Genomic DNA, 25,699 nt, shown 5'->3' with positions numbered 1-25,699 from the left:
TTCTAGAAGTTTTATTGCGGATAATACGAATCTACATTTTTTTGTGTAACGATCGTAATACCCGTATCAACATAACGTGGTAATGGTGTTTCTGCATCTTCCTCTTCTACAATCTTATGCTGTAAATGAAATAAAAATTGTAATGACCAATAACCCATCTCCCATGTTCCTTGTGCCAAGGTTGCAGAGATAACCCCGTCTTGAATCATATCCAGCGTTCCTTTATCCGTATCAAAACTAATGATTTTTAATGAATCCTCTAAATTATTAGTTAAGCTTGCTAGACCTACTCCAACTCCGCCATTTGCTTCAGTAGCAAATACACCAACTAAATCTGGAAACTCAGTTATCATATCATGTGCAACTAATTTAGATTCCGACTGATCTCCTCTTCCATCCTTAATAGAAACAACCTCCATTTCAGGATATTCCATGAAAATAGTATCTTGAAAACCCTGCGTTCTTTCTTGATGATTTAATTGATGCGGTTGTGTAATAACCCCAATTTTTCCTTTTTCATTAACTAATGCAGCCATCTTATGTGCTGCTTCTTCTCCCGCGTGATAATTATTCGTTCCTAAAAATGTATATGCTTTACTCTCAGGTGCATCAGAATCAAACATAACTAACGGAATATCAGCTTCTACTGCTTTATCGATTACGGAACTTAACGCCTCAGGATCCATTGTTGATATCGCTATGCCTGCAGGATTTTTTGCAATTACTTGTTCTAGGACGGTAATCTCTTCATTGACATCATATTCTCTCGCCCCACGATATTCTACAGAAACATTTAATGCTCCTGCAGCATCTTCAAAACCCTTCAGTGCACGTTTCCAATAATCAATTCCAACCTGAAAGGTTACCATCACATATGTTTCATCCATATTTCCTTGTAGTTCATTCTTTGACCATTCCTGAGTCGTTAACTCATTTGCTTGATAATGATAAACATACAATACAAATAAACTAATCAATAATAAGTAAACGAAAAGTAGATTCTTCAAGTAAGAACCTCCTTATTTTATATTTTGGAAACGCTTCCAATTAAATGAATTTATTATAGCATAGTTAGAATAAAACATTGAATAGAAATAGCTTTATATTATTAATATGCTGCTATTTTAAATGACAACACAAAAAAACGGCATTAGTAGGATTACTAATACCGTTTGATTATATCAATTATTCAGTTTTTACGTGCTTTTGTTGAAATGCAACAATTGCATCATAGTCTTCCTCAAAAAGGCGACTAAGACGGATAAAAATTGGTATTAACTCTGTGTAAATATCCACCTGATCTTGGTTAGGACGATTACTTTCAGTTGTACCAATCATTTCTGATACGACGTTTAGATCATCTACTTCACCCAACGCATATAACCCAAGCACAACTGCACCTAAGCAAGAGCTTTCAACACTTTCTGGAATTTGAACCTCTTGATTAAAAACATCGGAAAGCATTTGTCTCCATACTGGTGATTTGGCGAAACCACCGGTCGCATGAATTTTCTCAGGAATTCCGATAATCTCTTCTAGTGCTAGCAGGACTGTATAAATATTCAAATTAATCCCTTCTAGTACTGCACGCATCATATGTTCCTTTTTGTGATGCATGCCTAAACCGAAGAACGAACCTCTCGCATTTGCATTCCATAAAGGAGCACGTTCTCCTGCTAAATAAGGGTGGAAAATCAATCCTTCTGCACCAGCTTGTACGTTGCTTATTTTTTCTGTCATTAGATCATAAGGATCAATTCCCTGCTCTTTTGCTTGTAATACTTCTTCATGACAGACTTCATCTCGAAGCCAACGCATAACCATTCCACCATTATTAACAGGTCCACCAATAACCCAATGATTTTCTGTTAATGCATAACAGAAAATTCTGCCTTTAGGATCTGTCACTGGACGGTCTGTCACCGTTCGTATTGCTCCACTAGTTCCTATAGTTAGTGCTACAACACCTGGTTCAATTGCATTAACACCAAGATTTGATAGCACACCATCATTAGCACCAACTATAAATGGTAAATTAGCATCTATTCCAAGTTCATCAGCCAATTCTTGCTGTAAACCATGTATCTTATGTGTAGTTGGAACAATAGTTGATAATTGATCATTACTGATTCCCGCAGCATCTAATGCACCTTGATCCCATGTAAGATTCTCTAAATTAAATAACCCTGTTGCTGATGCGATGGAAAAGTCAATGATATAAGTATCGAAAAATTGTTTAAAAATATATTCTTTAATCGATATAAACTTAGCTGTTTTTTTAAATAGTTCTGGTTGTTCATTTTTTAACCAAATAATCTTTGCTAGTGGAGACATCGGATGGATCGGCGTACCCGTTCGTAAATAGATTTGATGTCCATTCTCTGCTTTTAACTTTTTAGCCCACGGTTCACTACGTTGATCAGCCCATGTAATACTCTGTGTTAATGGTTTACCATCAACATCCACTGCAATCAAACTATGCATCGCAGCACTGAATGAAATGAATAATAGTTCATCTTGGTTGATCGAACTTTTTTTGATTGCTTCTCGAATTGATATTTTAACAGCTTGCAGAATTTCTTCCACATCTTGTTCAGCGGCCCCAGGAACAGGCGTATGCAATGGATATTCAACTGCATGCTGGCTTTGTATTTTTCCAGATCGATTAAATAATACTGCCTTTGTGCTAGTCGTACCGATATCTACACCCAACAAATATTTTTTTTGCATCATTATACCTCCAATAACATTTATGTACATTTTCCTATCTTTTCAATTAAAACACAAGGAGCGCTTTTTTAGGCGCTCCTTCCATCCTATGAAATAAATAGACCAAGTGTAAGTGCAGTAATTAAACCAACAACACCTATTAATGTTTCCATCACTGTCCATGTTTTTAATGTGTCTTTCACATCAAGACCGAAATATCTACTAACTAACCAGAATCCAGAATCATTAACATGTGAAAGGACGGTTGCACCTGCGGCAATTGAGATAACGATTAATCCTAAAACAGGACCTTCTAGACCCATAATGCCAATCACAGGTGCAATTAAACCGGCAGCTGTTACCATCGACACTGTTGCTGAACCTTGTGCAACACGTACAACCGCAGCAATCAAAAACGCTAAAAGAATTGGTGGTAAAGCCGAACCTGCCATAATATTACCTAAAACATCACCAACACCTGAGTCAATTAAAACTGTTTTAAATACCCCACCTGCACCTGTTACTAAAATAATAATACCTGCTGGTTCTAATGCTTTTGTTGCTATATCTTGTATATCTTGCCTTGAATATCCTCTTTTTGTACCCAAAAATGTAAATGTCAATAATGTTGCGATCGTTAATGCAACAATCGGGTTACCGACGAAAGTAGTGAACGCTCGGAATGTATTTCCTTCTGGAAGCATTACTGCTGATAGTGTATTAATTAAAATCAGAACTAATGGAACCATGATAATAGATGTAATCATCCCAAAGCCTGGTAGATCTTTATCATACTCTTTTTCTTCAAAATTCATATAATCAGGTACTGTAATGTGTATCTTCTTTGAAATGTACTTACCAAATAGAGGACCAGCAATAATCATTGACGGTATACCTGCGATAATACCGAATAATATTACCCAACCAAGATCTGCACCAATTAAATCTGCTACAGCAATTGGGCCTGGAGTTGGTGGAATATAACTATGTGTAACAGCTAAACCTGCTAACAAAGGAATACCATAGTATAATAATGATTTACCTGTTTTCTTCGCTAAACCATATACTAATGGTACTAAAATGATAAAACCAACATCAAAAAATACTGGAATCGCTACCAAAAATCCGGTAATACCTAATGCCCACTGTGAGCGATCTTCTCCAAATTTATTTAATAACGTTTGTGCAAGGCGTTCTACCCCTCCTGAAACTTCTAACATCTTTCCAAACATGGCACCTAGACCAACAACAATTGCTACAAAGCCTAATGTACCACCCATTCCATTTTCGACAGATTCAATAACATGATCTAATGGCATTCCTGCAGCAATACCTACTAGTAAACTTACAACCATTAATGCTACAAATGCATGAAGCTTTATTCGAATTACTAAATATAATAATGTAAAAATTGCAGCTACTGCTACTAAAATTAATATTGTTCCTGACATGATGCATTCCTCCTAATGTATTATGTATTAGTTCTTTTCTACTGCATGACCACCAAATTGATTTCTGAGTGCTGCAACTACCTTACCACTAAACGTATCTGATTCTAATGAGCGATTCCGCATCATTAAAGATAGAGCGATTACTGGTGCAGAAACTTGCAAGTCTAATGCTGTTTCCACCGTCCATTTACCCTCTCCTGATGAATGAACAATACCTTTTATATCATCTAAATTACTATCATCAGAGAAAGCGTCTTCCATAAGTTCCATTAACCAGGAACGAATGACAGAACCATTATTCCAAACACGTGCTACCTTTTCGTAGTCATAATTAAATTCACTTTTATCTAATATATCAAAACCTTCTCCAATTGCTTGCATCATGCCATACTCAATTCCATTATGAACCATTTTTAAAAAGTGACCGCTTCCTGATTTACCTGTATAAAGGTAACCGCTTTCAACGCATGTGTCAGAAAATAATTTTTCTACTTGATTAAAAGCTGTTTCATCTCCACCTATCATTGTACAGGCACCTTCTCTTGCACCATCTGTTCCACCACTTGTTCCAACATCTAAATAATAAACACTTTGTTCTGCTAATTCTGCTGCACGACGAACGGTATCTTTATAGTTTGAATTTCCACCATCAATCAATATGTCATCTTTATCTAACAATCTATTAATCTCAGACACTACTGTTTCTGTAACATCCCCAGCTGGCACCATCATCCATATGACTCTAGGTGATTCTACCTTTCCTACGAGATCCTCAAGTGATTCAGCTGCTTCAGCCCCCTGGTCTGCTGCTCGTTTAACAGAATCTGAATAAACATCGTAGGCCACAACTTGGTGACCATGATCTAATAAATTAAGTGTTAAGTTCATACCCATCTTCCCTAAACCAATCATTGCTATTTTCATATATTTCAACTCCCGGAAATTTTTTTCTTAAATTCATTATACAAAAAAATATTATTCTTTTGCAAGCGTTTTCTGAAAAAATATTTCTTTTTTTGAAAGCGTTATAAAAAAATATTTCCTTTATTCGTATTTCCCTATATAATAATAGTAATAGATATAAATAAGGAGGGTATTTAATGCCAACCACTGAAATGCAACATTGCCTGGTACGAATCAGATCACACTACGCAACATTTAGTCATAAAGAAAAAAGAATTGCTGATTATATATTAGAAAAGCCTCATAAAGTTGTTTACGGTACAATTAACCAGGTTGCAGATGATATCGGCATTGCAAACTCAACAGTTTTCCGTTTCTGCAAGCGAATTGGTTTTAAAGGTTATCAATCTATGAAAATAGTATTAGCTTCTGAAATTACAGAACCTGTAAATGACATTCACGAAAAAATTCTACCAGAAGACACAGAAAAAACTGTAGCAGAAAAAATTTTTCACTCCAACATAAAAACACTTGAGGACACATTAAAAGTAATGGATGAGCATGCCCTTAAATCTGCTATAAAATTAATTCTTCAAGGAAAAAGAGTCGAATTTTTTGGCAATGGCGGGTCCAGCGTTATTGCCCAAGATGCTTACCATAAATTTATTCGAACAGGTATTCCTGTCTTTGCTCAAGTTGATACACATATGCAGCTCATGTCAGCCTCACAAATGACTAGTGATGATGTAGCTGTACTTATTTCCCATACTGGTACAACGAAAGACATTTTAGACATACTGGAAATCGTACAAGAGAACGGAGTTAAAACAATTGGAATTACTAGTTTAGCTAAATCACCGCTCAGTCAAAAGGTAGATATCCCATTACACACGTTGTCTGAAGAAACAGACTATCGCTCGGAGGCCTTATCTTCCCGTATTGCCCAGCTCAGTTTAATTGATGCGATTTATGTAAATGTTCTAATTGCTCAAAAAGAGGCTGGTAAAGAATCCATGAGAAGAGTGAGAAGAGCTATATCATCTAGACGTATTTAAGTGAAGTTAACAAAATGAAGTAAACCAAGTTCAAATTGATTTTGACTTGGTTTTTTATTGTCCGTTAAGTTGGTGAAGAAAGAAAAAACTTTAACACAGAAAATATATGGACAAATACCTTTCCATAACTCCCCAACTTGAATAATATATACCAACTATAATTTATAGGAGGTGAAGAAATGTTTCCAGAAAGGCCAGTACGTCCAAATCAACCTTATCCGTTAATACCAAATCGAAGACCATATCAAATGCCTCCAGTTCAAAAGAAGCAAAGTTTGTTAACACAATTTAAAACAGCTGATGGAAATTTTGATTTTGATAAAATAACAGCAACTGCTCAACAAGTGCAAGGTATTTACACGCAGGTAAGCCCAATGATCAAACAAGTGAGTCCATTGATCACAAAATATATTAAAAAATAAGCATTATTCTTTAATGCAATTAGCCTTTCTATGCATTAAAAGTTGTTATTTTTCTCTTAAATCAGCAACATTGCCATAAGGAGTTTTAACATCATGACTATTAATATTAACAAAGCTACGTATAGTGAGATACAAACAATAGTAAACCATGCACCTGTTGTGCTAAAAGAAGCAACTATGGGATATGGTAAACCAAGTCAAGAAAAAGCACATCGAATAGTATCCAACTTTTTAGCGAGCGGTGGTTATTATATGGTATATAGTAAGGACGGTTATATTAATGGTTGGATTGGTGTAGGAGAAAGTTTTGATTATTATTCTAACAAATTGATTGGCCATATTTCTGAAGTGTATGTGCTTCCTCCCTATCGAAGAAAAGGAATCGCAAAGCAATTGTGTAAAGAGGTATTCAAACGGTTAAAAGCTCAAGGGTATCATGACATCCAGTTGAATGTCTTTTCTGGAAATCATGCTAAATATTTATATCAAAGTCTTGGTTTCCGTGAAGTTTCTACCTTAATGGAAAGAAATTTATCAAATGAATAAAAGACTTTTAAATAACCATTATAGGTTTTGGGGCTGTAAAAATATGTAAACAAGGTCCAATTATATTGGACCTTGTTTATTACACTATATATTAATCGTTACGTCTGCGTCTTCACGTAACGTATTAATAAGAGTTTGCGTTACTTCTGCTTCTTTTTGACTCTTTAACTGTTCTTCAATCTGTGGTTTTGCCTCTTCAAAAGAAGGGATTTCTACTCCTTCTTCACCCGTTTGCTCTTGTTGTTCCACTAATTGATCATAATAGGTTTGCATTTCTTCGTCTGTTGGCTCGATGTCTGCTGATTCATTTGCAATAAGTTGATCAACCTTTACTTGCAACTCAATTTGGGACATTACTTCTTCTTGCTCTGTTCCTTGTTCTTCTATAGCTGCGAGGAACTCTTCTTGCGATTCAAGTCCATTTTGTTCAACTAATCCGTTTAAAACTTCATCTACAGCTTCATCTGAAGCATCATAATCACGATTATTTGCTTCTTGTATTAAGAGTTCTTGTCCAACCATACCTTCTGCAACTTGTGTCTTTAATTGATCTTGATCTATCTCTTCTGTTGACCCAGACATTTGTGCTTGTAAAGCCACTTGTTGGAGTTGCCCTTGATAAGTTGTCTCAAATTTTTCACGTGTTATTTCTTCTCCATTTACTTCAGCAACAACTTCAGGTATGCCTTCCAAATCCGCCTCAGGCATTGCTGCTTCTTCGGTAGTTGCTGTTTCACTTTCTTCCTCTTCTGTCGCTGTCTCATCGTTCGTATCTTCCGTTGTTTCATCGTCACTATTACATGCCGCAAGTACAAGCACAAATAATACGAGAAATAAACTTAATAACCATTTTTTATTGATTGTCATTGTAGTTCTCCTTCCATCCTAATTATTTGGATATTGTAACATAGTCTAACTAATTATTAAAACATCATCCGCAAAATTAATTGAATCATTCATAAAAATACAAATATTGCTTTAGAGCTACATATACGTTAAACTTACTTAATATAAGTGAAAATTTTTCACAACATTATAATAGTTATCCTGAACCTAGTAGATAGAGAGAAATGGGAGGGTATAACCATGCAAATGAATCATTATTTTGCTTACGGACTTGTAATTCTGGGAGCATCCTTTTGGGGGTTAACAGGTTTATTTGTCGAGAATTTGTACACGTTTAGTTTCACACCATGGCAAGTAGTAACGGTTCGCTTAAGTATATCCAGTTTGATATTATTTATCATTCTAGCGAGTATCGCAAGAAGTTATCTAAAGATAAGAATGAAAGATTTACCTTACTTTATTGCACTTGGTGTAGTAAGCATGGCCCTGTTTAATTGGTGTTATTTTGAAGTAATAGAAAGATCAACCCTTTCTGTCGCTGTTATATTCATTTATACATCACCTGCTTTCACGGCCATAATAGCCAGATTCTTATTTAAAGAAAAATTACCACTTCAGAAAATAATCGCTGTTTTATTAACTATTTTAGGATGTGGACTTGTCATTCAATTTTTACCTATTGGACACTTTTCTTTAACAACGACTACGATTGTTTTAGGATTATTATCTGGCCTATGTTGTTCGTCTTACAGTATTATTGGGAAATCTGCTAGTAGAATCTACCATCCACTTACAATTACAGTATATTCGATGATCTGCGGCAGTATTTTTATGATTCCTACAAGTAGAATTTGGACGCAAAAAGAAGCTTTTATCATGAAAGAAGTTTGGTTGAACATCTTAGGGATTTCAATCATCTCTACAATCTTCGCTTATATTTTATTCACTATCGGGCTTTCTTATGTCGAATCAAGCAAAGCTTCTATCCTTTCTTCTTTTGAGTTAGTTGTAGCCGTTTTAATAGGTCTCCTCCTATTAGATGAAATGTTGAGCAGTTGGCAGGTATTTGGCTTTATACTTGTATTTTTATCTTTATTTTTAACTGTTTTTTCTTTTCGAATAAAGAGATCAACAGTAAATAAGATGAATTAACGTAATAGAAAGACATTAGATCAAAACCATCTAATGTCTTTTTATTATTTATCTATACAATTTTATTTAAGCAGATATTTTTTCTTTGAATTTAAATAATTTATCATTTACTTCTGCTGTCAGTTTCATTAACACATCTGTATCTGGTTTATCGTGTTGTGTCTCCTCAATTAATGGATAAAAACTCTCTTCAATATTCGTATAATCCTCAGGGTAAGCAGCTTCTACTTTTTCTTCAATAAGCTCCCAATCTTCTTTCAACTTCTTACCAATTTTTATTATTTTAGCACTATCGTTAGGGGAATGAACTGCAGTATATTTTAACGCCTCAATGGTCGCTAAAACAGTATTTACTCCTTCCATAATTGTGGTATCACTACTATTATTTATCCTATCTTGCATAAAGATATTGGAATTCACTTGTACCTCTTCTTTATTAACTATGATGTCATCCACATTTATATCAGTTGTATTAGAACTAAAACCTGTTAATGTAAAGAAAGCTATTATTGATAAAACAAACAAAAGTTTACGCATTAAATGATCATCTCCATTTCTACCGTATTATGTTTACGTTTCCCAAATCCAAATTTTATATCCATAATAGTGGAATTTTTTCCTTCTAAACCATTCTACAAGAAGGGTTCCGAAAAATTATATCGTTGCAAATAACGAAAAGTACCGCTACTAATTTGTAACAAGCACGTGATATAATACTATATTGAAACGTTTAAGATGAGATAATTTAACAGGAGGAATAGCAATTATGACAATAAAAATAAAACCAATCCTAACTTTGATTAGTAGCCTTTTACTACTATTACTAATCGCAAGTTGTGGTTCTGTAACAGAAACAGATGATGTTGAAGAGCAATTGAGTGAACAATTAGACTTGTCGGATGTCGAGGAAAATCCAGTTGTTACTATTACAATGGAAAATGGAACAGAAATAATCTTAGAGCTATATCCAAAAATCGCTCCAAATACAGTTGCGAATTTTATCAGCTTAATTGAAGAAGGTTTTTATGACGGGCTTATCTTTCACCGTGTCATTCCTGGATTTATGATTCAAGGAGGAGATCCTGATGGTACTGGAGGTGGTGGTCCAGGTTACTCGATTCCAGGTGAATTTAGTTCTAATGGGTTCGAAAATAACTTATTACATGAACGAGGGGTACTATCAATGGCACGAACAAACGAACCTGATTCAGCAGGATCACAGTTTTTCATTATGGTAGCTGATTCACCTAGTCTAGATGGTGAATATGCTAGTTTTGGAAAGGTTATCGAAGGTATGGAAGTTGTAGATACAATTGTAGCATCTGAACTAGATCCAAATGCAACTGACAAACCCCTTAACGATCAACGTATGAAAACTGTTGTTGTTAATACATTTGGTTATGATTATCCAGAGCCGAATGTTGAGTAATCTTGATAGAGTAGCATCCATTGAATGAATGGATGCTACTCTTTTATTTTCTATTATCTTTTTCTTCTGCTTCATTAACACCAAATTGAACTTCTGGATTGTTGGACATTTCAATATCAACACCATCCGAATCCTTTTGGTTTTTGGGTGTTTGTGGCAATTTCGCTTTATTATGTTTGCCATGTTGATGTTCGTCTCTTCCCATTGTGCCCACTCCTTTCTAGTGATTTTGACACTTAGCATGGTAATTATGCTTCTAAATTATCCGTATTTTTTATAAGGATTATATTATTCATCGTTCTATACATGTTCAGTAGCTTTTCATCATAGATTTAACTATCAGATATTTGGACAAGTTTGATGTATTTTATGTAACTAAAAAGGATGATTAAATTGAAAATAAAGCACCGATTATTTTGTCTGTTTCCACTTTTATTATTGTTAGTTAGCTGCGGAGATAACAACCATGCTCTAACAATTGAATCTGCAAATATTCAAGCTAATATAGACAGTGACGGAACAGTACATATAACAGAGTTATACACTTATCACAATTCATTCAATAAAACTACTAGATCTATGGATGACAATATTGAAAACTTCGAAGCCTATCATGCACCAAATCAACTTGCAGAGAAAGATCTTGAAACGCTCAATCTAGAACCTTTAACTGTTAAAAAAATGAAAAATGACTATCAAATTAGCTCTTCCTCCGAAAATGAATTAAAACAAATCGTTTTTAGCTATGATATTAAAGATGCTATTACAAAATATAACGATATTGCCGATTTACAGTACATCTTTTTTGATGAAATAAAAGATGGTGGTATTGATGATGTAATGCTTAAACTAAGCACTCCTAAGAAACAGAAAAATCAGGATACTTTTATCTTTTTTCATTCTAGTAACCAACCAATTATTCATACCGTTGATGATGAGACCTACTACACATATGATTTCCTTTCTCAATCAGAGTCTATTGATTTCAGATTTATTTTCCCTGCTATCGAATTAACTAATCGACCAATTGATGAAGCAAAAAATTTTAAAAATGAACTTCTAATTTCAGAAAGTGCATTGCAATCCCGTTATAAGAATGTTGAAGATAATTTTAACAGTAAGGTTTCCATTCTGCTTATTGCTATAATAAGTAGTATAGTTATTGGAGCATATCTTATTTTAAGACATCCAAACACCATAAACCATGAAAAAAAGAATAAAAAGGCACTATTAGCATTAATGGAAAAGACAGATCCGTTAATTGTTCATTACGTAAATAAACATGCAAAACTAACAAAAGAAGCTATTATAGCCGGACTTTTCTCCTTACACAAACGCAACATAATTACACTATCAGAGGTCCCATCTGCTTTAAATCAAGGTACAACATTTCGTTTCACCTGGAAAAGAGTACATCAAAAACTAGATGAACCTGAACTTCATTTGAAGAATTGGCTATTTACAAAGCATGATGAACAAGGTCCCTATTTCCTACTTGAATCAATGATGATCTTTGAACAAAACAAATGTCGTTCAAAGAAGAAACGTACGACAAATTCGGATATGTCTAACTTCGATAAATGGTGTCCACTACTTAAAAAGTATGATTCCTTTAACAAGATAAAAACAAACTACATTCCCTTTCAACTATTTAGTTTCTCACTTGTTTTCTTTACCCTTGGGATGTTTACTTATCTAGTTTTAAATGATGTTTGGGGAAGTAACCAACAATACACAGTCATTCTTAGTTTTACTTTATATGGGGCCATTGTTTTAGTCTACAATTGCCGCAAATTACTTCTAAACCTTTTATTGTGTGCAATTTTTTTACAAAGTCTTTTTTTCACTTTCACAACTGCTACATTTCTTTATTTAGCATTCATTATAATTGCTGGATCCCTAACCTTTTTGATTCCAACTGCATGTTGGAGAAGCGACATGAATGAATTACGACGAGCAATTAAATTAGCGAAAAAACTATTTAAACAAAATAAATATCCTATCGGAATTACGCCAAAACACATTCAGAATCAAATGCAGTATGCGATAATTCTAAACCAAGAAAGTAATTTTGCACAAGCATGCAAACCAATTCCACCCAGTCTTTTAGTAACTGGCAATTATCCCTTGCTTCATAATTCAAAACACACTGCTGCTGTCTTTGATCACAGCCTACAGACAATTAGTCAACCAGTTGCAAAATAATCATTTAAAGGAAATGAAGAGAAGCTCCTTTCTCTCTTTATTTCTAAAGATCTTATATACACATTGATATTATCGTAAGAATAGGTATACAAAGTATCTTATTTCAAGCTTAATCATGCTCATTTATGATAAAATATTAGTAGAAATGATTTTTGAAATTGGACGGTGCAATATGAAAGAGACAAATAAAATACTAGAATCTGATTTATACAAGCCTATTCAAAGCCACTTTGTTAGAGAGGGTTATCAAGTTTACGGAGAAGTAAAAGACTGTGATATCGCAGTCATAAAAGATGATGAACTAATCATCATTGAATTAAAGCTGAATTTAACTGTCGAGTTGCTTATACAAGCAGCGAAAAGACAACGCTTATCCGAATTTGTATACATAGCAATTCCAAAACCGAAGTATAACCGTAGATCTAAACGGTGGACAGATATATGCCATTTAGTAAGACGATTAGATTTAGGACTAATTCTAGTTACTTTTTCAGGAAACACGAAAAAGACAGAAATTATTTTTCACCCTACACCATTTAATCGTAAAAAACTGATTGGGAAAAATAAGCGAAAGCGACAAGAAGTACTGAAAGAAATTAATGGACGAAGTGCGGATTTTAATATTGGTGGATCAAATAGAACACAAATTATGACTGCTTATAGAGAGAATTGTATTCAAATTGCCTGTTACCTTGAATATGCTGGTTCACTATCCCCAAAAGCATTAATTGAAATGGGAGCTGGTAAGAAAACTCCCTCTATACTAACAAAGAATTACTATGGGTGGTTTGAAAGAGTTAAACGAGGGATTTATGCTCTTAGTGAGAAAGGTCATAAAGAAATGAAACAATATCCTGAAGTTTGTAAGTTTTACAAAAAAGAGTGAAGCACTTTCCTAGTAGAGAACTTCACTCCTATTGTATTTTCTAATTTATTTCCTACCAAAATCTGCTTTGCTTTCACCCCAAAGCTTCGTTTCCCATTTAATAATCTCCGTTTTATAGCTATTTTGATTTAGCCAGTTCGTTGCGCGATCAATTAATTCCCATAAGTGTTCAGTTGAAGAGTCTCTTGGTATCGTCGTGTTCGCATGTTTTTTTCTAACCCAACTGATTGCCGTTTTAGAATCCGAATAAACTGGTAAACTACTGCTCTTCTCTTTTAATAAAGCTAATGCATGTACGATTGCCAAAAATTCACCGATATTGTTTGTTCCATTTGATACAGGACCAAAATGGAACAACTCTTCATTGTTTTTTGTGTAAACTCCTTTATATTCCATTACTCCTGGATTTCCACTACATGCGGCATCAACACTTATACTATCTTCAATAAACGTTGTTTCTATTTTTGAAGATGCCTGTCCCTTTGTCGAGACTTTTTGCTTAGAATTCGTCTGCATTTTAGGTCCATTTTTAAAAGCAGTTTCAGCTTCAGCTTTTGAAGGAAAAGACTTATATTTTGCTCCGTTTATTCCAATAACTTGTTTCTTACATGCATCCCATGTATCAAAAATCCCAGTATTTTTACCTGACCAAACAACATAGTACTTTTTTTTAGTCAAAATTATGCTCCTTCATAACAAATAATTTATCTTAGTTTGAACTATTTCTCTGAACATGATTCTATCACACTATTCCTCAAATAATAATCTTTATCCTAACCTTTTTATCCTTCTATATGCTATATTATAATTTGAAATAAAAATTCACAGTATTAGACGCGAGGAGATTTAGTATGAAAAAACGTTACATAATTGCTACATCAGTTATTGGAATCCTCATTATTTCCTACGGGTTTGTAGGTAACTATTTTTATAACTTTGCTTTAAATCCTAAAGAAGAGAAAGAGTTTCTACAAGATAACCCCAATTTAGGTGAATCTGAAGCAGTGTCAGCATTAGTAGCTGAAGAAAATGAATTATTAGATATCACTTTTTCAGATACAAACATACCAAGCCAAGAAAATATTGTTTCTGAGGATAATCTAACACTGAACGCCAATGTATATGAAAATAACAATGCAGATCATAAATGGGCTATAGTTGCACATGGCTATACATCAAATAGCACACAAATGACCAGATGGATTCGTAATTTCTACGATAAAGGTTATAGTGTGTTAGCACCTGACTTACGTGGACACGGTGAAAGTGAAGGAGATTACATTGGCATGGGATGGGATGATCGGAAAGATATGTTGCAATGGATTGATACTATTATAGAAAAAGATCCAGACGCTGAAATTGCTTTATTCGGTATCTCGATGGGTGGCGCTACTGTTATGATGACTTCAGGTGAAACATTACCTGATAATGTAAAAGTTATTGTGGAGGATTGTGGATATACCTCTGTAATGGATGTGTTTACGTATCAATTAGATGATTTATTTAATTTACCACCCTTCCCTGTAATGAATGCAGCAAACACTATTACAAAAATACGAGCTGGATACGATTTAAATGATGCATCAGCTATTGATCAGGTTTCCAAAAGCACTACCCCTATGCTATTTATTCATGGAGAAGCCGATAGTTTTGTCCCGTTTGAAATGTTAGATGAGGTCTATCGTGCTGCAAAGGTAGATAAAGAAAGATTAGTGATTCCAGGTGCAGAACATGGTCAAGCTGAAAATGTAGATCCAGAACTTTATTGGAAAACAGTATGGGGTTTTGTTGATAACTATATGTAAATTTAAAAAGGAAGTACCTTTTCTCAAATGTGTTGAGATTAAAGGTGCTTTTTTATCTAGAAAATAGTGAGTTAAAATAATTACAATAATTTTAACTTATATTCATTCTCTTCAAAAACTCCAATGATTATATTCTAAATATTTTAAATTATCTTTTAATTATATTGACATAATAATTACTGTTGTGTATTATTGAGCTAGCAGTTTTTACATATTATAGAAATAATATAGGTATAATTAATTATAGAGATAATGACTCTTTGGGGGGATTACTGTTATGGAAAGCACGATTGAAAAAAATCTAAATGTGTCGATACTAATGAATGAGCTTAAGCTAGATAATAGAAATATGGAAGATGTTATGCATAAAATAAAAGATATTTCCATGAAATCAAATATTCTAGCACTAAATTCAGGAATTGAAGCAGCTCGTGCTGGGGAAGCTGGTAGAGCATTTTCTGTCGTTGCAAAAGAAATCAAGAAGTTTGCTGAGGAGTGTTTAGATTCAAGTAAAGAGAGTGAAGTTTTAATAAATAGAATTCAAAATAAAGCAAACGAAATAATTGCCTTGCGCACTGTTGATATCGCTTTTGATACGATTGATAAGATTGACCGTAACCTTTTCGAAAGAAACTGTGATGTACAAGCATGGGCTACATTTGATGCAATAAAAGATTGTCTAACCAATCCAACTCCTGAAATGAAAAAAAGCGCTAAATCATTTATGAAGAATATTTATGATATATATGAAGTCTACTTTGATTTATTTGTGGTTGACATATCAGGCGAAATAACAGTCGCAGCTCAAAATCAAAGTCAAGTTGGAGCTAATATGTCAGATAGAGAATGGTTTAATGAGACAATTAGAACAAACGCTGTCCATGTAACGGATATGTACTATTCTGAAGCAGTTGGTGGATATACAATGGGCTATTCCTCCCCTATTCATAATGACCAAGGAGAAATTATTGGTGTCTTCACTACTAGATTTAACTGGGAATTTATTTATGACATTATTGATCGTGCTAAGCTTCATGAAAAAAGTAAACTTTATGCGATCAACTCGAAAGGCTATATTATCGCTTCGCAAGACCGTAAAGGTATTCTAGAAAAAAATTTAAATGATTTAAAAGCAGTAAAAAATGTTCTTTCCGGTAAAGACCAAAGAGGGTACACCATTGAAAATAACCAAATTTATGCTTACTGCTTAACGGAAGGTTATAATGCCTATAAAGGTAAAGGTTGGTCTGTCATTGTTACCGAGTCAATCTGATTACAAACAAAAATAATTTCTATTTTAAAACGAGTTTTATTCCATTATAATGGATAAAACTCGTTTATTATTTATCTTTTTTATTTAAAATAACCTCTTCTTGGTATTTCTTTTCCTTTATGACTTTTTAACTCACCATCGTTATTTACCTTATCTATTTTTGCATCAATTGTACCTTCCATATAATCATCTGATACCTGTTCATGAGTTATTGCTATCCCCTTGTCGGTGGGATCATTACTTTTATAATCAGAAACGTCATACACTTTTCCCGCAACTTTTTTTGCGTTTTCAATTGATTCATTATTATTATTTTTCATAATTCATCCTCCTCATATATAATAACTAGCATGTGAAAAAAACAAAAAAATATTTATTCCTTTATTTGCAAATAATTTTATACCCCTCTCCCACTACTTAAACAAATATGAAGACTTAAATGTCCCAACACTGGATTAACCTTAAAAGTAATTATATACAACTACTGAGTTGTCTAATATTAACCCTCGTTTAATAGACATCTAAGTTGTTTATAATAGTAAAACTTGCTACAATAATTATTTAGAAAGCAAGTAACAGTAGGAGCGTTGATTTATGCCAAAAATACGAAATATTATCTTTATATTACTTCTTGTAGCTGCTTTTTGGCATTTTTATGGAGATACATTTAACCAGTCTGGTTTTCCAGGTGTATATAATGAAATACAATCAGATGTAAATGCAATAAAAGAGAATCCAAGGGTAATTAGTACTGTTGAATCTTTTAATACAGAATTGCAGCAGTTGATTAATAGCGTTAAAGGAGATAGCGAAGATAGTGAAAATGTTGAAGAATCCGTTCCAGATGATCCTGCATTAGATGAACCTACTGAACAACCATTTTCAATTCATAATGTTGAAATTGGTGATGATCGTTCAAAAGTAGAAGCACAAGTTGGAGAACCGAAACGATCTTCCATGAATGAATATAAGGTCAATTGGGTTGCTTACCATGAAGATTATCATAATTTTTTTATGGCAGCCTATAATGAGGAAAACAAAGTAATAGGATTATATACCAATCAGAATTTATTAACTTCCACAAAAGACATCTCCTTTGAAAGTACAAGGGATTCCGTGCTTAATGTATTAAATGATCCACTGGAAAGCATAAAAAAGGGGTTAATAAGCTATCAAGTGCAGCAAAATCAAGAATATGATATATTTCTTATCAACGATAATTATGTAACGATATTTTATGACAAACATGAAGATAGCACGGTAACAGCTATTCAAATCATCAGTGATGAAATGGAACAAAAAAGAGAAAAGTATTTCGGAGAAGCAAGTGATGCGCTAAAAGAAGGTTTTGAATATCAATTGTTTGATCTTACTAATGCGGCACGAGTGGAGCACGGACTTTCCGTTTTATCATGGGAAGAATCAGTCAGGACGACTGCCCGCGATCATAGTTTAGATATGGCTGAAAACAATTACTTTAGTCATACAAATCTAGAGGGTCAATCTCCTTTTGACCGAATGACTGAGGATAATATCAGTTACACGATGGCAGGAGAAAACCTTGCTGCTGGCCAACCAAGTAGTATTTTTTCACATGAGGGTTTAATGAATTCACTCGGTCATCGAGAAAATATATTAAAAACCGAATTTGAATCGCTTGCTGTTGGCGTCGCATTTAATGAAGATTCACAGCCCTATTACACAGAAAACTTTATAACTAAATAGAATATAAATGCGGCTAACTATACAAAATTAATAGTTAGTCGCATTTTATTAGCTAATTGTTTTAGCAAAATATACTGGTTCTTATAGAAAGTTTACACACATGAGCATTTTTATTTAAAATGGATTTGTCGCCCACTGTAAGGATTGCTTGATAAAGATACGTGGATTTAATTTCAATTGTGCAACCATATATTCTGCAAGATCCTCTGGTTGCATAAACTTATCGTCATTCTTTTCATCTAAGTTATCACCAAAAGCGAGTTCAGTTGCAACTAAACTTGGATTGAGTGTAAATACGCGGATATTATTACGTCTCACTTCCTGCATTAAAGCTTCTGTCATTCCTTGAATCGCAAATTTAGAAGCACTATAGGATGTAGAACCTGCTGTACCTTTTAAGCCACTACTAGATGAAATAGTGATGATATCGCCTTGATCTTTTTTAATCATTTGTGGTAACACAGCACGCGTAACATGATACGTACCAAATACATTTACTTCAAACGTATGTTTCCAATCTGCTGGTTCAGTCTCTAAAAATGATCCTCTCAATCCAATGCCAGCATTATTAATCAATATATCCGCTGGACCCAGTTTGTTTTCAAGTGTTGTAATTGCCTGATCTACTTCTACCATATTTGCAATATCAGCAATTACTATATGAGATTTTACCCCAAATGTTTCAACCTCTTTCTTTACTTCAAGTAATTTTGTTTCTGTGCGCGCAATGAGTCCAACATTTACACCTTCTTTAGCCAATTGAAGTGCAGTTGACTTTCCAATCCCACTGCTTGCTCCTGTTATATAAGCAATTTTTCCTTTTATCTCTTGTGCCATTTTCATTCATCCTTTCTATACTTATCTTATATAAGTGTAAAGCTTAGAAACTGTAGTTACCAGAAAAGCGTTTGGAATTCTCCTAACATAAAACTTAAAAGTATCTTTTTAATCCTAATCTAGCGAAAAAGAGAGATTGTAAAAAGAAAATAACGCCCCATACCATTGTTGGAATAAGTACTGTCATATTAGCTAAGTTCGTTGCATCTCCTGCTCTACTAGGTGAGACTAAGCTAATGTACATAATTTCAAATGATGAAGTTACAGACTCTACTAATAATAACGAGGTTATGAATAGTGCAGAATAATCTATAATTGATTTAGAACCTTTAACCAAAACCCATGAAAATACAATTATGATTGTAATAATCCAGAATAGACCGTATGCGTTACGGATCCAAAACAGTAAACTAATAAGTAGTATTCCTAATATAATTACTAATACATAGTTGCTTTTTCTTTTATAAATCAATGTCATAAATAAAAAGGCCATAAAAGATGCAAATACATACCCAGCTGCACTAGTTAAAAAACCACCAAACCAATAGCGATGACTAGCAAGTGTAACGCCTTCCGTATTTGAAAATAAGGATATTGATTGTACATTACCACCAGTAATAATTGACATCAATGCATGACCTGTTTCATGTAGTAACGTATTAACAATTGAAAAGTATGTACCAACAAGTGGCATTTGTGTTAAAAACAATGCCAAAATTAAAAATAAAACCAACTTTTTTTTCATGGAATTCCCCCTTTGTTCACAGTATAACAATTACCTATATGAAATGATAACTAAAAAAATGTTAGGCGACAAAAAGACAATTGTCCATTTGTTACCTAACATTTACGATTAATTCCACATATTATCTAAAATTTTCAGCATATCTATCATCCGGAATATTATTTAGTACTACATAAAGACTTACATTCTCAGATCCATTATTTAAAAAAGCAAGCTCCTCGTCCCCGCCAATAAAAATCGTGTCATTCTTTTCTACCCCAACAGTTACTCCATCAATATTAAATTCCCCATTACCTTCTAAAACTAATAATTGCACATTCGATCCTGGGTGCTTATGCGCTGGTAATGATTGGCCAGGTTTAAAGTTTAGAATGAATACTGTCATCTTACCATCCTTGATTACTACACGTTTTGTTAAACTATCTGTTTTAAATTCTACAAAGTCATTTATATTATTTTTTTTCACTAGTTAGCAGCTCCTATAATTTAATAATTTATCTATTCCAATTATATATGATAATTATTATCACTGCTGTGATTTAAAACACTTAAATACTAACACTGTTTATTTCTTATTTAATTCTTTTCTTAATACTCTATTAAGTACAATCACACAAATTCCAGCGATAGGAGCCACTGCATATGCATAGTCTGCTAAAGTATCTAAATCAAAATACCGAAATATTAGTAAGGAAACAACACAGATTATCATTATAGAAAACAGGATATTTTTTAATCGTCTCAACTTTTCAATCTTTTCATTATTCAAATTAAACACTCCCTTCTTTGATTTATACTATAATAATTGCAAGGTCAGCATTTCCCTTTCCACCCTCAATAAACTACATTTTATAACACGAAAACAGGTTTACCTTTATCTTCTAATATCTCCTTGTAAAAGGGATCCTCCCCAATACAAAAGATGTAATCACAAAAAGAAATTATTTCTTCCATGTCATGCGAGGTATAAATAATAATTTTATCTTTTTCTTTAGCTAAATTATAAAGATAGCTGCCAATTTCTTTTCTTGAGCGCAAATCTATTCCAACGGTTGGCTCATCTAATAGTAAAATTTCTGGATCATGGATAAGACTAATCGCAATATTTAATTTACGCTTCATTCCACCAGATAGAGTCTTTGCTTTTTCTTTCCAATGCGTCAGTTTCATATCTAGGCAAATTTGTCTGAGCTGCTTCTTGGATTTTTTCTCCCATGATAACTGTTCAAAAAAAACCATGTTTTCTTCGACAGTAAATTCCTCCCATATAGCAATTTCTTGTGGGATATAACCGATTTTTTTCCTAAATTTCTGTTTATCCGAAGCAAAATCAAGATCATTATAAATTATCGCGCCTTTTTCAAGAGAAAGCAGTGTTGCTAGCGTGCTTAACAATGTTGATTTCCCCGCACCATTTTCGCCAACTAAACCTACTACTTCTCCCTTGTTTATTTGAAAGGAGACATTTGTCAGTACTTGTTTAGAACCGAAATGTTTTGATAGATCATTTACTTTAAGCATTGATTTTCTCCTTTCTCCAGTACCAAATAAAGAGCAGGACAAGTAGAACAATAAGCCAAGGATTGATAATCCAACCTTCTAAAAAGGCATAAATTGGACTTCCATAGGTTAGCCACGGCCAACGATTTGTTACTCCTTCTATTGATATGAGAGATCCTCCGATGATAGAAAAAAATATAGTTACAAGCATAGAAGAAACATAATATATAAAGGTTGTTTGGAAATATAGTGCAAACAAGAAAGCTGCTATACTAATCGTTAAACGAAAACTCACTAACGTCATTATTTGTACAAAGTTTATTGTTTGCTCAAAATAAATAACGAGAAGCGCAGCATTTATTACATCAAATAGACTTAATAAAGCTAGATAAATAAAGGCATTTCCAATCATATATGATCTAAAAGAGATCTTTAAAAGAGACAATCTAACTTTAACAGTAGATCGCCTTTCTTTAATAACCCAGTCGTAAATATAAAAAGTTGTTAATAAAGCAAAAAAGGACCAAATCCCCCAAACATTCCATAAGGAAATACTACTGTCTTGTTGCTTTGGATCCTTTTGATTATAAAAAGAAAAAGTTGAATGTAATAACGCCTCTTCCTCCCGAATCTCATTACTCGTTACGACAATTTCTTCCCACTCCCAGCTTATATTTCCTCCATATTGTGTTACTAACTGGTCAACAACATGTGCAGCTTTTGAGTTACCAGCGTCTTGCTGAACAAAGGAGGTAATTGCTTCTTTTACCGGAATATATGCTATGGACATATCAGATATATAAGCCGTTATTACTTGATTACGACTATTGCTCTGGATACTATCTTGATAACCATCTTTAATAATAAAAACGCTGTCTAATTCATGTTGTTCGAGTTGAACCAATGCTTGATCCTTATTCATTTCTTTAACAGCAAGAAGAGGTATATCACCTATTGATTGAGATAAGTTCTCAGCCATAATAGACTCATCCTCATTTACTAGCCCAACTGGAATTTGTGTTTCACTTTGCCATAGATCTGTTACTGAAAAAAATGTACATGTTGCAATAATTGGTAACAGAAGCCAACATATCATACTAACAGGGTGTTTACTCCAATGTATTATGCGCGTATATAAAATTGCTTTCATCTATGTCGACGCTCCTTCCACATAGCTAGTGCAATTAAAGTTGCTACACTAATGACAACAAGTAGGAAAAGTAATGTGTAATCAACATACATTCGTCCCTTAATCGCTATCTCAGTTAACCAATAAAATGTCTCTGCTGAAAATAAGTATGGTAGATAATATTTCACATCTTCTGGAAAATACAAAGTTGGTAAAATCGATCCACTCATAAATAATACACTACTAGTATAAAAGAGCTGTATTATTAGTGCTAATTTCTTTGATTTTATTAATAAGTCAATAAATGATAAACCGACTAAAAACAATGTACAGAAAAAACTAACTAACATTCCAATTCTTGCATAGTCAATAAGATAAAATTCTATATCCATTACTTGTATAAAGAGATAAAATCCACCTATTGCTAATATAAACCCGTAAAATAGTGATAAAATTAATCGAGAAATAAGCCGTTGTAACATAGTTACACCATATAAACGCATTCGGTTCCACAAAGACAAGCTCTCATCTTTTCCTAATACAATATAAATTGCAATAATCCATATTGTAAATATCACAAACCAACCGGAAAGTGAAAAGAATTCGATTGGTGAAGTGGTTGTTAAGTTCGTTATTTCTTTTTCATAAACCACTTTATCGTTTGATACGGTAAATAGTAAAAATTGATTAAACTGTTCCATTAGTATTTCTTGTCTTTTTTGATTGTCTATTGGTAATTGCTTTGCATATTTATCTATCGTTAATATATTTGCTTGTGCCGATGCAATATATCTAGTCATACTATCAATGAGTTCTTTAATCATGTAACTATCTATTGGCATATCAGGATTACCAATGATGGAAACACCTACAGAGTTTCCATTATATAAATCATCTGTGAAGTTTTCTGGAAACATAATGTACGTACTAATGGTACCTTGCTCTATTGCATGATCTGCCTCTTCTTCCGTGTATTTGCTAATATGTATGTAAGAACCCAATAAAGAGGAATCATCAATCACATTGACTAACATTGTAGTTTCCTCAGATTGGTCTAAATCGATCAAACCTACTTCTATAGGCTTATTTTCGCTCGGTAATAGCAGAGTGACAACAATAGTAAAACACAAACCAACAATTAGAATTGGAAACAACAAAAGAAGAGGAATAGACTTCCACTTCTTTTGTAGCTGTTTCTGATAATGTTTTATAAAAAATAAAATTCTCTTTAAACTAGACATTATAAACACTTCCGTTCATTAAAAACCAGCACCAGCATCAAACATTGATCCATAAAACTCTGCCAGCCATTGCTGAAACTGAGGTGTTACTTCATCCATCATAAATGTGTCGATTTCATCTGAACTCATCGTACCTAAATTCACGACATCCATTGATTCTGTATCGATATCTAAGCTTTTTACTAATTTTGAATTGGAATTAATATGTAACTTAAAGTCATTCTCACTTATACCTTCACCAGTAAGAGATAGGTACTGTTCCGTATTTGTTTGATCATTATTATAAGTAGATGTTCCGTTCCAGATTACTTCCATCGGAGAAGAAGATTCATCTTGAAAAGTTAATCTACGATCAAAATTTCTCGTTCCATCATTTAATTCTTCCGTTCCTGTATAGGATAATTCAAAAGCATTTGCTGAAAGGGTAATATGGTCATCTGCAACATTATCTTGCCAAGATAAATCACCATTTAAATTAATTGTATTTGTTCCAAATTCATCTGTTACTGCTAACTCATAATCAAACGTTTGGTTTTGTTCATTCATTAATTGTGTACCCATTAAACTAAACACCATTAACTCCGATTCAGAAGGTCCCATTTCCATAGAAAAATCACGTTGAACTATAAGGTCATCTTTTATCCACAACGTAGAAGTCAATCCACCAGGAATACTAAAATCATTTATTGCTTCTTTTGCCTTAGAGATTTCCGCTTCAAAGTCTTCGGTAATTTGGGCAAGTTCATCAGAATTAGTAGAAATAGTATCAAAGGTAGCTTGATTTTGAATAATTTCTTTTAACGTCTCATCCTGTTCAGCTTCAGTGAGTACTTTATTCATAATATCTTTTATCTTTTCTTCAGATAATTGAAGTGTAACCTTTGACGTCGCAATTGAATCCCCATTAACTTCTATTGTTTCATCTTCTGAAGTAAAGGCATCATCAGGTAGTTCTTCATAAACCATTTTGATATATGTATCTTGGAAATGTTCTTTATCTTCCTCACTTAGCACAGTTTGATCAAAGAAAGGATCAAACTCAATTTCTTCTTCTCCTGTATAACTCATTGGATCTATTTCATATAGTAAGGTACCAATTTCGCTTTCTTTTACTTGTACATATTGATCAAGAAATGATAACGAAGCCAGCATTCTATCAGATGTAAGATAAAATTCAATATCCTCGATTGAAATTTCACCTACGTTGATCGAACCTTTAAATTTCATTTCTTTATTCTCTGGATCTAAACCGCTCATTACAGATATAGTAGAATTATTAATAAGTTCTTGCATTCCTGTTGAATCATAACCAGATGGATCATTAAATTCAGCTGAAAGCTCTAAATTGGATTCACTTGGCGTTTCTTTTATTTTTTCTGCCCAATCTAATTCATCACTATAACGGTCCTCTACCACTTCTGTCATGAAATTAGCTGCATTCAGTTCGGCCAAAAAGTAGGCTTGTTTTGACGTTTTGGTGAGAAATGTTGTAGCTGTGATCGTTCCTCCAACTATTATGACAGCTATAATAACAGTAAGCCAAATTGTTTTTTTTGAAAATCGTTTACTTTTTCCTTCCAATAATATCCCTCTTTCTTTTGTTTGTTCTATTGTTGTAAAAAAATAGTGCATGACTTAAATCATGCCAGAAATAATTAAGATTAACTAAAAATTTTCACCAATAAAACTATATTATGGATTACCAGATTACTAGCGATCCTTTAAAATTATCACATCATATTTCAACAAAGTCAATAGAGTGAACATACGAGAAAGCTCAGTCGATAAATATCATTTGGTACATGTAGACGATTATGTCTTTGTAATAACTTTGCGTCTA

General features: G+C 33.4%; 27 protein-coding genes. 10 read left to right on the top strand and 17 right to left on the bottom strand.

The window, feature by feature from the left end:
• Nucleotides 1-11: 11 nt before the first annotated feature.
• From DM447_RS09340 to gnd, 4 genes are all read right to left on the bottom strand, one after another.
• Nucleotides 12-1,007, bottom strand: a complete 996-nt coding sequence (locus tag DM447_RS09340) for a substrate-binding domain-containing protein (protein ID WP_112180967.1) — start codon at nt 1,005-1,007, stop codon at nt 12-14.
• Nucleotides 1,008-1,185: 178 nt separating this feature from the next.
• Complete coding sequence (gene gntK / locus DM447_RS09335; RefSeq protein WP_198663109.1) at nt 1,186-2,733, bottom strand: gluconokinase; 1,548 nt, start codon at nt 2,731-2,733, stop codon at nt 1,186-1,188.
• An 83-nt stretch (nt 2,734-2,816) separates the two neighbouring features.
• Nucleotides 2,817-4,160, bottom strand: a complete 1,344-nt coding sequence (locus DM447_RS09330; protein ID WP_112180965.1) for a GntP family permease — start codon at nt 4,158-4,160, stop codon at nt 2,817-2,819.
• 27 nt (nt 4,161-4,187) lie between these two features.
• Nucleotides 4,188-5,084, bottom strand: coding sequence for a phosphogluconate dehydrogenase (NAD(+)-dependent, decarboxylating) (gene gnd, locus DM447_RS09325; RefSeq protein ID WP_112180964.1), 897 nt, complete (start codon nt 5,082-5,084; stop codon nt 4,188-4,190).
• A 176-nt stretch (nt 5,085-5,260) separates the two neighbouring features.
• Between gnd and DM447_RS09320 the strand changes: the two genes are divergently transcribed.
• From DM447_RS09320 to DM447_RS09310, 3 genes are all read left to right on the top strand, one after another.
• Nucleotides 5,261-6,118: a MurR/RpiR family transcriptional regulator gene (locus DM447_RS09320; RefSeq protein ID WP_112180963.1), complete on the top strand. Its 858-nt coding sequence runs from the start codon at nt 5,261-5,263 to the stop codon at nt 6,116-6,118.
• Nucleotides 6,119-6,297: 179 nt separating this feature from the next.
• The gene (locus DM447_RS09315) at nt 6,298-6,540 is read left to right on the top strand and encodes a YppG family protein (protein ID WP_112180962.1); all 243 of its coding nucleotides are present in this window, start codon (nt 6,298-6,300) and stop codon (nt 6,538-6,540) included.
• Nucleotides 6,541-6,633: 93 nt separating this feature from the next.
• Nucleotides 6,634-7,086 (top strand): GNAT family N-acetyltransferase, encoded by a 453-nt coding sequence (locus DM447_RS09310; RefSeq protein WP_232824029.1) that lies wholly within the window; start codon nt 6,634-6,636, stop codon nt 7,084-7,086.
• An 84-nt stretch (nt 7,087-7,170) separates the two neighbouring features.
• Here DM447_RS09310 and DM447_RS09305 read toward each other — a convergent pair whose 3' ends face one another.
• On the bottom strand, nt 7,171-7,953 hold the full coding sequence (locus DM447_RS09305; RefSeq protein ID WP_112180961.1) for a SurA N-terminal domain-containing protein: 783 nt from the start codon (nt 7,951-7,953) through the stop codon (nt 7,171-7,173).
• Nucleotides 7,954-8,172: 219 nt separating this feature from the next.
• Between DM447_RS09305 and DM447_RS09300 the strand changes: the two genes are divergently transcribed.
• Complete coding sequence (locus DM447_RS09300; protein WP_232824027.1) at nt 8,173-9,084, top strand: DMT family transporter; 912 nt, start codon at nt 8,173-8,175, stop codon at nt 9,082-9,084.
• A 66-nt stretch (nt 9,085-9,150) separates the two neighbouring features.
• Here the strand turns inward: DM447_RS09300 and DM447_RS09295 are convergent, their stop codons facing one another.
• Nucleotides 9,151-9,621 (bottom strand): hypothetical protein, encoded by a 471-nt coding sequence (locus DM447_RS09295; RefSeq protein WP_112180960.1) that lies wholly within the window; start codon nt 9,619-9,621, stop codon nt 9,151-9,153.
• A 229-nt stretch (nt 9,622-9,850) separates the two neighbouring features.
• Here DM447_RS09295 and DM447_RS09290 point away from each other — a divergent pair, with 229 nt between their 5' ends.
• Nucleotides 9,851-10,513 (top strand): peptidylprolyl isomerase, encoded by a 663-nt coding sequence (locus DM447_RS09290; protein ID WP_112180959.1) that lies wholly within the window; start codon nt 9,851-9,853, stop codon nt 10,511-10,513.
• A 43-nt stretch (nt 10,514-10,556) separates the two neighbouring features.
• Here DM447_RS09290 and DM447_RS09285 read toward each other — a convergent pair whose 3' ends face one another.
• Nucleotides 10,557-10,718: a YfhD family protein gene (locus DM447_RS09285; protein WP_112180958.1), complete on the bottom strand. Its 162-nt coding sequence runs from the start codon at nt 10,716-10,718 to the stop codon at nt 10,557-10,559.
• Between the two features lie 188 nt (nt 10,719-10,906).
• On the opposite strand from DM447_RS09285, the gene DM447_RS09280 reads away from it, so the two are divergent.
• Together DM447_RS09280 and DM447_RS09275 are read left to right on the top strand one after the other, a co-directional pair.
• Nucleotides 10,907-12,718: a DUF2207 domain-containing protein gene (locus DM447_RS09280; RefSeq protein ID WP_157967307.1), complete on the top strand. Its 1,812-nt coding sequence runs from the start codon at nt 10,907-10,909 to the stop codon at nt 12,716-12,718.
• Between the two features lie 115 nt (nt 12,719-12,833).
• Nucleotides 12,834-13,604 carry a DUF2161 domain-containing phosphodiesterase gene (locus tag DM447_RS09275; protein ID WP_241964579.1) on the top strand — a complete coding sequence of 257 codons (771 nt, stop codon included), beginning with the start codon at nt 12,834-12,836 and terminating at the stop codon, nt 13,602-13,604.
• 45 nt (nt 13,605-13,649) lie between these two features.
• Here DM447_RS09275 and DM447_RS09270 read toward each other — a convergent pair whose 3' ends face one another.
• Nucleotides 13,650-14,282 carry a ribonuclease H1 domain-containing protein gene (locus DM447_RS09270; protein WP_112180955.1) on the bottom strand — a complete coding sequence of 211 codons (633 nt, stop codon included), beginning with the start codon at nt 14,280-14,282 and terminating at the stop codon, nt 13,650-13,652.
• 173 nt (nt 14,283-14,455) lie between these two features.
• Between DM447_RS09270 and DM447_RS09265 the strand changes: the two genes are divergently transcribed.
• Both DM447_RS09265 and DM447_RS09260 read left to right on the top strand, forming a co-directional pair.
• Nucleotides 14,456-15,409, top strand: a complete 954-nt coding sequence (locus DM447_RS09265) for an alpha/beta hydrolase (RefSeq protein WP_112180954.1) — start codon at nt 14,456-14,458, stop codon at nt 15,407-15,409.
• A gap of 277 nt (nt 15,410-15,686) precedes the next feature.
• Nucleotides 15,687-16,682, top strand: coding sequence for a methyl-accepting chemotaxis protein (locus DM447_RS09260; RefSeq protein ID WP_112180953.1), 996 nt, complete (start codon nt 15,687-15,689; stop codon nt 16,680-16,682).
• 80 nt (nt 16,683-16,762) lie between these two features.
• On the opposite strand, the gene DM447_RS09255 is transcribed toward DM447_RS09260, so the two are convergent.
• The gene (locus tag DM447_RS09255) at nt 16,763-17,002 is read right to left on the bottom strand and encodes a YozQ family protein (protein WP_112180952.1); all 240 of its coding nucleotides are present in this window, start codon (nt 17,000-17,002) and stop codon (nt 16,763-16,765) included.
• A 274-nt stretch (nt 17,003-17,276) separates the two neighbouring features.
• Here DM447_RS09255 and DM447_RS09250 point away from each other — a divergent pair, with 274 nt between their 5' ends.
• Nucleotides 17,277-18,407, top strand: coding sequence for a CAP domain-containing protein (locus DM447_RS09250; protein WP_112180951.1), 1,131 nt, complete (start codon nt 17,277-17,279; stop codon nt 18,405-18,407).
• A gap of 114 nt (nt 18,408-18,521) precedes the next feature.
• Here the strand turns inward: DM447_RS09250 and DM447_RS09245 are convergent, their stop codons facing one another.
• From DM447_RS09245 to DM447_RS09210, 8 genes are all read right to left on the bottom strand, one after another.
• Nucleotides 18,522-19,244 (bottom strand): 3-ketoacyl-ACP reductase, encoded by a 723-nt coding sequence (locus DM447_RS09245; RefSeq protein WP_112180950.1) that lies wholly within the window; start codon nt 19,242-19,244, stop codon nt 18,522-18,524.
• Between the two features lie 94 nt (nt 19,245-19,338).
• Entirely contained in the window at nt 19,339-19,989 is a 651-nt protein-coding gene (locus DM447_RS09240) for a M50 family metallopeptidase (protein ID WP_112180949.1), read from the bottom strand.
• Between the two features lie 121 nt (nt 19,990-20,110).
• Complete coding sequence (locus tag DM447_RS09235; protein ID WP_112180948.1) at nt 20,111-20,455, bottom strand: cupin domain-containing protein; 345 nt, start codon at nt 20,453-20,455, stop codon at nt 20,111-20,113.
• 99 nt (nt 20,456-20,554) lie between these two features.
• Entirely contained in the window at nt 20,555-20,758 is a 204-nt protein-coding gene (locus DM447_RS09230; RefSeq protein ID WP_112180947.1) for a hypothetical protein, read from the bottom strand.
• 80 nt (nt 20,759-20,838) lie between these two features.
• Nucleotides 20,839-21,510 carry an ABC transporter ATP-binding protein gene (locus DM447_RS09225; protein ID WP_112180946.1) on the bottom strand — a complete coding sequence of 224 codons (672 nt, stop codon included), beginning with the start codon at nt 21,508-21,510 and terminating at the stop codon, nt 20,839-20,841.
• A complete protein-coding gene (locus tag DM447_RS09220; protein WP_112180945.1) occupies nt 21,503-22,639 on the bottom strand; it encodes an ABC transporter permease in 1,137 nt (378 codons plus the stop codon). Before DM447_RS09220 ends, DM447_RS09225 begins: the two co-directional genes overlap by 8 nt.
• Nucleotides 22,636-23,859: an ABC transporter permease gene (locus tag DM447_RS09215; RefSeq protein ID WP_112180944.1), complete on the bottom strand. Its 1,224-nt coding sequence runs from the start codon at nt 23,857-23,859 to the stop codon at nt 22,636-22,638. The genes DM447_RS09220 and DM447_RS09215 overlap by 4 nt, the downstream gene beginning before the upstream one ends.
• 18 nt (nt 23,860-23,877) lie before the next feature.
• Entirely contained in the window at nt 23,878-25,491 is a 1,614-nt protein-coding gene (locus DM447_RS09210) for a DUF6583 family protein (RefSeq protein ID WP_162632616.1), read from the bottom strand.
• Between the last annotated feature and the right edge of the window lie 208 nt (nt 25,492-25,699).

This window comes from Paraliobacillus zengyii (assembly GCF_003268595.1).
Taxonomy (GTDB): Bacteria; Bacillota; Bacilli; order Bacillales; family Amphibacillaceae; genus Paraliobacillus_A; species Paraliobacillus_A zengyii.
The sequence above is the reverse complement of the archived record's forward strand: the minus strand, read 5'-3'. Positions and strand labels throughout refer to the sequence as shown.